This is a genomic window from Streptomyces sp. NPDC000594 (genome assembly GCF_040299965.1).
Classification (GTDB): Bacteria; Actinomycetota; Actinomycetes; order Streptomycetales; family Streptomycetaceae; genus Streptomyces.
Genome location: NZ_JBEPCY010000046.1, coordinates 1 through 8,260 on the forward strand (window position 1 = coordinate 1; position 8,260 = coordinate 8,260).

An 8,260-nucleotide genomic window follows, 5' to 3' on the forward strand; every position below is an offset into this window, starting at 1 on the left:
AGAGCACCCACCACCACCCCGGGATGCCCCAGCAACAGCCGCACGACCTCCCCACCCGCATAGCCACTCGCACCCGCCACCGCCACCCGCACCGATTCGCTCATGGTCCCCTCCTGATCGACATCCCGACTGTCCCGAAGGGGCGGGGCCTTATCAATACGATTCGCCATGTCCATGACAACTTCTGAGCGGGGTCCACGGCGGGAGCGGAGGGCCCCGTACCCCCCGCCCGGACAGCTCTATGAGCGCCCGCCCGCAGACGGCTCTCAGCCGTACGAGGTCCCGCCGTACAGCGCCTCGATGTGGTCGAAGCCCTCGGCCCGCAGATTGGGCGTGGCATCGACCGCCTGCGCGTACTGCTCCCGTACGACCTGCTGGGGCAGCCGGCGATGGGCCGGGCGCCGGGCGTTGCGCGCCAGGCACAGCTCCAGCGGAGTGGTCATCACCAGCGCGGTGGTGGGGATCTCGTACCGCTCGGCGATCTCGATCAGCTTGGCGCGGATGAACAGATCGGTGGTGTCGGCGTCCACCACCGTGGTCAGCCCCCGGGAGAGCCGGGCCTCCAGGACGGTGCCGAGGGTGTGCACCGCCTCGTCGGTGGCGCCCTGGTCCCGGGCGTCCTCGCAGATGAGTTCGCGGAACATGTCCAGCTCCAGCACGCTGGTCGGCGGCCAGGTGGCGGCGAGCGTGCTCTTGCCGCTGCCGGCCGCCCCGAGCAGCACGATCAGGACGGGACCGGGGGTGAGGATGTCGGGCACGGCTCGTCTCCAATGCGGTGGGTGGGCGGCGGACGCGGATCGGTCACCCGGACGACGGGCGCACCGGGGTCGGTCACCCGATCGGCGGACGCACCGGGAACGGTCACCCGGGCGTACCGGGGTCGGATCATCCGGGCGCCGAACCCTCTCCGCTCGGCGCGCGGCTCCCCCGGCACGGTTCCGGAGACTGTCGCGTCCGGGCCGGATCTGTCCTCACCGTGATGTGACCGGTGTGGACCGGTGTCTGCACGGTTGTACCGCACTTGCCCGGAAAACCCTCACTGTCCAGAGTGCCGACATCTGATGATCATGGCAAGAAGTAGCCGTAGGAATCGCCGAATACACCGCGAACGACCCAACACCGCGAACGACCAAACATCACGAACGACGGAGCACCGCGAACGACGAAGGCGCCCGGGGGATCGCTCCCCCGGGCGCCGGACCGCTCGTGCTCAGAACCTCACGGGCAGCTTGTGCAGATGCCGGCCCTCCCCCGGGAGGTCGAAGTACTCCAGCTCGTCACGGGCGACGCCCAGGGTGAGCCCGGGATGCCGGATCAGCAGCTCTTCGAGGGCGACCTCGGCCTCGGTCCGCGCCAGGGCGGCGCCGATGCAGTAGTGGGCGCCGTGGCCCAGGGCCACATGGCCCACGCCCCGGCCCAGCTCCCGGGTGATGTCGAGCCGCTCGGGCGACCGGTACTCGTGGGGGTCGTGGTTGGCCGCGATCAGGGCGCTGGTGACGGCCTCGCCCTTGCGCAGCGGCATCCCGGCGAAGTCGAGGTCCTCGGTGGCGTAGAGCGGGGCGCCCATCGGGACCGGCGAGATGTAGCGGAGCAGCTCCGGCACCGCGCGCAGCAGCAGGGCGGGTTCCCGGCGCAGCTTGGCGAGCTGGTCGGGGTGGTCGAGCAGGGTGAGCACCGAGGTGGCGATGAAGAGGGCGGGCGGGGTGATCCCGGTGTTGATCAGCAGCAGGACCAGCGCGACCATCTCGGTCTCGGTGAGCCCGTCCGGTTCGTTCTCGGTGGCGATCCACTGGGACATCAGATCGTCGGTGGGGTTCTCCCGGCGGCGGACGATCAGCTCCTTGGAGGTTTCGACCATGTTCTTCAGCGCGGGGATGACCTTTTCCAGGTCACCGGAGGCGTACTCGCGGATCCAGGTCCGCATCCGGGGTACGTCCTCGTCCTCGACGCCGATGAGGGAGCAGATGACGGTGGCGGCGAGCGGATAGCCGAGGTCTTCGAGGAGTTCGGCCTGTCTCGCCCCGGCGAGGGGGGTGACCAGGTCGCGGGTGATCTGCTCGATCCTCGGGCGGAGTTCGGCGATCCGGCGGGCGGTGAAGGACTTGGTGACGACGTTCCGCAGCCGGGCGTGTTCGGCGCCGTCGGTGATGACCATGATGCCGAGGTACTCGCCGTACTCGGCGGGGAGCCCGTATGCCTCGATCATCTGCTGGGCGATGCTGGGGCCTTCCTGCACATAGCCGGGGATCTTCGTCTCGTCGCGGACGAACCGGGGGTCGGCGAGGGCGGCCTTGGCATCCTCGTAACGGGTGATCAGCCAGACCGGGGTCTCCACGTCGGGGAGGGTGACCCGGACGAGCGGGGCCTGGCGGCGCAGCTCGGTGTAACCGCGTACGGGGTCGCTCACCAGCTCGGAGGTGAGGGCGACGACGGTCTGCTCGGTCTGCTCCGGGGCGGTGAGAGTCATGTCGGGCTCCTTGGGAGGTGTGCCGGGTCTGCGTCGGGGGTGTGGGGGGAGTGGCCGATCGTGGGGGGGTGGTGGTGCGTGAAGGGGCGGTACGTGGGGGGATGCCGGCGCGTGGGGCGACGGCGGTGGTACGGGGTTACGGGGGTGGGGGGCTCAGTGGGCCGCTGTGGCGGTGAGCCGGGAGCGGCGGACATGGACGGAGCCGTTCCCGGCACGGGCCCGGACGCGGACCCTGTCCTCGGGGGCGGTGGGGGCCGTCGCGACCTCGGGCGCGACAAAGACGTTCCCGGAGCGGGAGTCCAGGTCAAAGCGGGCGGCGGTGCTCTCGCGGATGCCGATGTCGAGCGCGCCGGAGGCGGTCTTGAGGAGGACGGTGTCCCGGACCACCTCGTCGATCCGCACATCGCCGCCCGAGGTGGTGACATGGACGGCTCCCCCGGCGCGGCCGACGCTGACCCGGCCGTCGGCGGAGCTGAAGCGGAGGGCTCCGGTGACCTCACCGAGGGCGGTGGGGCCATAGGAGTTGGTGATCTCCGCGCTGCCGGCGATCCGGGCGATCCGGATCTCGCCCCGGCCGGTGCTGATCTCGGCGGCGCCCTCCACCTGGCCGGCGGTGATGTCGCCGGAGGAGGTGCTGAGGACGAGGGGGCCGGTGTGCTCCAGGCGGATGTCACCGGCGACGGTGATGAAGCGGCAGCCGTCGAGCCGTCCGGTGGCGTGCAGCCCGGCGGCGGTGGCCCGGCCCCGCAGGGTGGAGCCGGCGGGCAGCTCGATCAGTACATGGAGGGAGCCGATCGGTTCACCCTTGCCGGTGGGCGCGGTGCCGACCAGCAGCTTGCCGTTCGAGCAGACGACCCTGGCGCGCTCGGCGGCACGGACATCGGCGTCGACGGAGGGGTCGCAGGGGGTGACCACGACCACGGTGTCGGACCGCTCGGAGGCGGCGAGGCGCAGCTCACCGGAGTCGAGGTCGACGGTGACGGCGAGGGGACCGGGGGTGTCGAACGACGGCATGGGGCCTTCCTTCTGACGGTGTTCCTGACGGCTGCGCCGACGGGGTCGCCGGCCGGCGGGTGGGGCCGACCGGGCGGGGTTGTCGGCCATGGGCGTCAGGGTGCTGGGGGCCGTGTTCGGCCACAAGGCCGAAGTCGTACGGGCCGATGCCGTCATTACCGCGCTGAGCAGCGAAGACGCATATGGGGAGGGGTGAACACCTGCGGAAATTGGACAGTTGAACACCCGGTGCGATGCTGAGGACCTGGGGAAGGAGGACCCGTGCGACGGTCCGACAGTGAGTTCCTGATCCGCGCCGCGGAGAACGCCTTCGAGCTGGGTGAGCGCGGTCATCGCGTGACGCTGGTGGAGATCCCGTCCCAACGGGTCACCGCCGTCGACACCGGGTGCCCGCCGGAGCCGCCCGTCTACATCCAGGGCGAGCCCTTCCTGCCGGGAACCGAGGGGCGGCGCGGGTTCGACTGGACGCCGGCTCCGGAGGCGCCGTCGTGGATGCAGCTGGCCTGGCTCCTGAAGGATCTGGGGGAATGGCTGTCGATGCTGGCCGAGGCGCAGGTCACCGTGGAGGGGCTGGAGTCACCACTGGCCGACTGGTGCGATGTCCGGGTACGGGACGGTGACACCCGCCTCCGGGTCCGGATCGCGCTGAGCGGGCGGACGGACGCGCTGGATTTCCCCGGGATGTATCTGCACGACCTCTTCAGGGAGGGTCGCTCACAGGCCCATCTGGTGCCGGGCCGGGCCCCGGCGGACCGGCTCATGGATCTCCGTGACGTGCTGTGAACCGGGCCGTGCTGTGAGCCTCTGGACGCGCGGTGGGTCAGCGGTGTACGGGGCTCCGTCCGGTCGACGGTGCGTATCCGCCCCAGGACGGCTCCGCCCCACCCGGCCGTGAGGGCCGTCCCCACGCGTGCGCACTCACGATCTGTCCCAAACTGCTTGCTGGAGTGGCTTTCTGACGCTCCGCCACTCGATCCGTCACCATGCCCGCCACCCTAGTTCACTTCGCTCCCCGTGGTCACGTCGAGGGCCGCGCACGCGCGTGCGCTCCCGCCCCGGGTAGGGGCGGGAGCGCAGGTCCCGGCCGGCGTAGGGATGGCGCCGGGCCGGTGGGTTTCACCGGTGGGGACGGGGGTGGCGTACGGATGGCGCCTGGGCCGTCGAAAGGCGGGCGGTGGGCCCTGGGTGCCCGGCGTGAGGATGGCGCCGGGGCGGGGATCGTCGGATGTGATGGTCCGGGATCCCGGGGGCCGAGGTCGCCCGGCCGCGTTCTGCGCGGCCTGGGCGGAGGTCGGGTCCGGGCGGGCGGTGGATGGTGCCGGGCCGGAGTCGCATGACGTAGACAGAAGGTCAGGAGGTCGGGAGGGAGGAAGGTCAGAAGGTCGGGAAGTAGGGAGGTAAGGGGGTCAGGCGCGGATCTCCTGGGTGCAGCACTTCACACTGCCGCCGCCCTTGAGAAGCTCGGAGAGATCGACGCCGATGGGGTGGTAGCCCCGCTCCGTGAGCTGCGCCGCGAGCGTCCGGGCGGTCTCCGGGAGGATGACATTGCGGCCGTCGCTGACCGCGTTGAGCCCCATGACCTCGGCGTCGGCCCGGCCCACGAGCAGCGCGTCGGGAAAGAGCCGGGCGAGGACCCGGCGGCTGCCGGGGGTGAAGGCCTCCGGGTAGTACATGACCTCGTCGCCGTCAAGGACCGCGAGGGCGACATCGAGGTGGTAGTAACGCGGGTCGGCCAGCTCCAGGCTGATCACCGGGCGGCCGAAGAACTCCTGTGCCTCCTGGTGGCCCTCGGGGGTGCAGCGGAAGCCCCGCCCCGCGAGGATCCAGCTGTCGGTGACGGCGAAGTCTCCCTCGCCCTCGTTGACATAGACCGGGACCCGGATGGAGCGATAGCCCGCCGAGCGGTACCAGTCGAGATGGGCCGGGGCCTCGTCGGCGCGCTCCGTGTGCCGGAAGCGGGCGCCGAGCACGCGGCCGTCGATGACGGTGGCGCCATTGGCGGCGAAGACCATGTCGGGCAGGCCGGGCAGCGGCTCGATGACATCGACCCGGTGGCCGAGGGCGAGGTAGAGGTCCCGCAGGCTCTCCCACTGGAGCAGGGTGAGTTCGCTGTCGACCGGCTTGCCCGCCGTCATCCAGGGGTTGATGGCATAGGCCACCTCGAAGTGGTCCGGGCGGCACATCAGGTAGTGACGCGGGGTCGCGGTGCGCTCGGGCGCGGTGGTCATGGCACGTCCTCCGGGTGTGGTTCAGGCACCCGGGCGGGGCGCCACGGGGCGGTCTGGGCTGGGGGGAGCGGAGAGAGGAAGAGAGGGAAGGGAAGAAGAGGGGGAAGGGGAGGTACGGGCCGGAGGCCGGGCCGCCGGCCCGTACTCACTCCCCGCCATGGTCAGACGGCTGCGTCGGCGTCCTGGTCCATGGCCTCGCGCAGGCTTCTGGGCCGCATGTCGGTCCAGGTCTGCTCGATGTGTGCCAGGCATTCCTGGCGTCCGTCCTCACCGAACGCGACGCGCCAGCCGGGGGGAACCGGGGTGAACGTGGGCCAGAGCGAATACTGCTCCTCGTCGTTCACCAGGACGTAGAACCGGCCGTCGACGTCGTCGAACGGGTTGGTGCTCATGGGCAACTCCTGTCGTCTGGGATGTGGTCTCGGCGCTTTCACGCCAGGCTGTACTGCCGGGACACCCTCCTCTCGGCGATGGAGTCGGCTATCTCTCCGCTGCGGATGGCGATGTTGGACAGCAGGGACGAGGCCAGTCCATGGGTGTGCTCGGTGCCGCCCTGGAGGTAGATCCCGCAGGTCACCTCGGGGGTGGTGGCGAGGCTGTAGTCGCGCTGGACGCTCAGCCTGCCCTCCTCGTCCCGCAGGCAGAGGGGTTCCAGGTCCCCGAGGAGCCGGCTGGGCTCCATGGAGTCATAGCCCGTCGCGCAGATCACCAGGTCGAAGCCGTGGGTGGAGGCGGAGGCGTCCCGTACGGAGTGCAGGGTGACCCGGACCTCGTCCCCGGTCTGCTTCATGGTGTCGACCCTGGACAGGTTGAGGAAGTCGAGCCGGGGGGTGCCGCGGACCTCGTCGTCGTAGGCACGCTGGTGCAGGTCCCGGATGACCTCGTCGTCGACGACGCCGTAGTTGGTGTTCCGGTGGTAGCGCCAGAAGGAGTCCTTGGAGCGCTGGGAGCCGTTGTAGTAGTCGTCCACGGCGTCGGCGTCGAAGATGCGGTTGGCGAACGGGGTGTCATCGGCGATGGAGTAGCCGTACGAGGGCATGATCGCGGAGACGGTGGCGCCCGGGATGGAGTCGTAGATGAACCGGACGATCTCGGCCGCGCTCTGGCCGGCGCCGACGACGGCCACCCTGCGGATGCGGTTGTGCTCCAGTTTTCGGAACTTCTCCAGGAACTGGGAGCTGTGCCAGATGCGCTCGTCGCGCTCCATGCCGACGGGCATCTTGGGGACCAGTCCGGTGGAGACGACGATATTGCGCGCCCGGACCAGGCGGGTGCCGCCGCGGATCAGATCACGGATCTCGACCCCGACATGGTCGACGGTGCCGACCGTGTCCGGCAGATGGACCGCGGTCACCTCGGTGCTGTAGCTGACCCGGTCGGCGAAGCCCGCCTCCGCCCACTCCAGATAGTCGTGGAACTCCTGACGGGTCGGGAAGAAGTCCTGGTTGTTCACGAACTGGGCCAGCCGCCCGGCCGCGTGCAGATAGGAGATGAAGCTGTAGCGCGAGGCCGGATTGCGGAAGGTGGCCAGGTCCTTGAGGAACGAGATCTGCATCTTGGTGGACGGGAGCAGCATGTTCCGGTGCCAGCCGAGGGTCGGCTGCCGCTCGAAGAAGGCGGCGGTGATCGGGTCTCCTGTGGTCTGGCTCCGGTGCTCCTCCAGGGCGACTGCCAGGGACAGGTTGGAGGGGCCGAATCCGATGCCGACGACCTCGTGGATCTCGTTGCCGCTGGTGTGCATGCGTGTCTCCCGCCGATGGTTGGTTGAAGGGTGTGGTGCGGATGTGCCGGTGCTGCCTGATTCCGGTACTGCGTGATTCCGGTGCTGTACGGGCCTGCTGTACGGGCCTGTTTGTACGGGCCGGCCGCTCAGGCGGCGGCGAGCGGGCAGCCCGGCGGCGGCAGACGGTTCATGAGGGCCGCGGCCTCGCGGTGCCTGCTGGAGTCCTGCGCGGCGAACGACTCGCGGACGCGCTCCCGGACATGGGGGTCCTGCTCCTGGCTGAGCTTGAACATGCCCTCGGCTCCGGTGACCTCGATCCGGAAGCCGCCGACGGCGGGGAGGATCTTGCGGAAGTAGTCCTGGGAGTCGCTCATGTCCCAGTCGTCGCCGAACTCGGACTCGAAGGCGGTGACGGTGGAGCGGACGATCTCCAGGGTCTCCTCGGCCGCCGCCTCCGTCTCCAGCTTGCGGATGATCCCGTGGACATGGACGGAGGTGAAGTCCCAGGTGGGGGCGGCCGGGGTGATCTGGTACACCGTCGGCGACACATAGGCGTGCGGGCCGGTGAAGGTGAGCAGTACCCGGTCTCCGTCGGCGAGGGCCTTCCAGTGGGGGTTGGCGCGGTTCATATGACCCAGCAGGCTCGCCCCGGAGAGGTCGCGGGACCACTCCCAGGTCATCGCGGGGTCCTGGATGACCGGCAGATGCGTGGCGTAGGGGCTGGTGTCCGCGGGTCCGTTGGAGACCATCAGGGCGAGGGGGTTGCCGCGCAGGATGTCGACCATCCAGGAGGCGGCCGGCTGGCGGTACGGGGCGGGTACGAACATC

Annotated in this window: 8 protein-coding genes; 1 reads left to right on the plus strand and 7 read right to left on the minus strand. The window is 70.1% G+C overall.

The genetic code is table 11. The features are described from left to right. Positions 1 to 266 precede the first annotated feature (266 nt). The 3 genes from ABT354_RS34955 to ABT354_RS34965 all read right to left on the minus strand — a co-directional run bounded on the left by ABT354_RS34955 (position 267) and on the right by ABT354_RS34965 (position 3,481). Positions 267 to 758 (minus strand): AAA family ATPase, encoded by a 492-nt coding sequence (locus ABT354_RS34955; RefSeq protein ID WP_351501437.1) that lies wholly within the window; start codon positions 756 to 758, stop codon positions 267 to 269. Positions 759 to 1,210: 452 nt separating this feature from the next. Continuing rightward, positions 1,211 to 2,467, minus strand: a complete 1,257-nt coding sequence (locus tag ABT354_RS34960) for a cytochrome P450 (RefSeq protein ID WP_351501439.1) — start codon at positions 2,465 to 2,467, stop codon at positions 1,211 to 1,213. Positions 2,468 to 2,620: 153 nt separating this feature from the next. Continuing rightward, complete coding sequence (locus tag ABT354_RS34965; RefSeq protein ID WP_351501441.1) at positions 2,621 to 3,481, minus strand: DUF4097 family beta strand repeat-containing protein; 861 nt, start codon at positions 3,479 to 3,481, stop codon at positions 2,621 to 2,623. A gap of 261 nt (positions 3,482 to 3,742) precedes the next feature. On the opposite strand from ABT354_RS34965, the gene ABT354_RS34970 reads away from it, so the two are divergent. After that, on the plus strand, positions 3,743 to 4,264 hold the full coding sequence (locus tag ABT354_RS34970; RefSeq protein WP_351501443.1) for a hypothetical protein: 522 nt from the start codon (positions 3,743 to 3,745) through the stop codon (positions 4,262 to 4,264). Positions 4,265 to 4,887: 623 nt separating this feature from the next. Here the strand turns inward: ABT354_RS34970 and ddaH are convergent. The 4 genes from ddaH to ABT354_RS34990 all read right to left on the minus strand — a co-directional run bounded on the left by ddaH (position 4,888) and on the right by ABT354_RS34990 (position 8,259). After that, entirely contained in the window at positions 4,888 to 5,709 is an 822-nt protein-coding gene (ddaH, locus tag ABT354_RS34975) for a dimethylargininase (RefSeq protein ID WP_351501445.1), read from the minus strand. 161 nt (positions 5,710 to 5,870) lie between these two features. Next, on the minus strand, positions 5,871 to 6,101 hold the full coding sequence (locus tag ABT354_RS34980) for an MbtH family protein (RefSeq protein WP_351501447.1): 231 nt from the start codon (positions 6,099 to 6,101) through the stop codon (positions 5,871 to 5,873). Between the two features lie 38 nt (positions 6,102 to 6,139). Next, positions 6,140 to 7,450 carry a lysine N(6)-hydroxylase/L-ornithine N(5)-oxygenase family protein gene (locus ABT354_RS34985; RefSeq protein ID WP_351501449.1) on the minus strand — a complete coding sequence of 437 codons (1,311 nt, stop codon included), beginning with the start codon at positions 7,448 to 7,450 and terminating at the stop codon, positions 6,140 to 6,142. A gap of 128 nt (positions 7,451 to 7,578) precedes the next feature. Further along, positions 7,579 to 8,259: an FMN-binding negative transcriptional regulator gene (locus ABT354_RS34990; RefSeq protein ID WP_351501451.1), complete on the minus strand. Its 681-nt coding sequence runs from the start codon at positions 8,257 to 8,259 to the stop codon at positions 7,579 to 7,581. Position 8,260 lies beyond the last annotated feature (1 nt).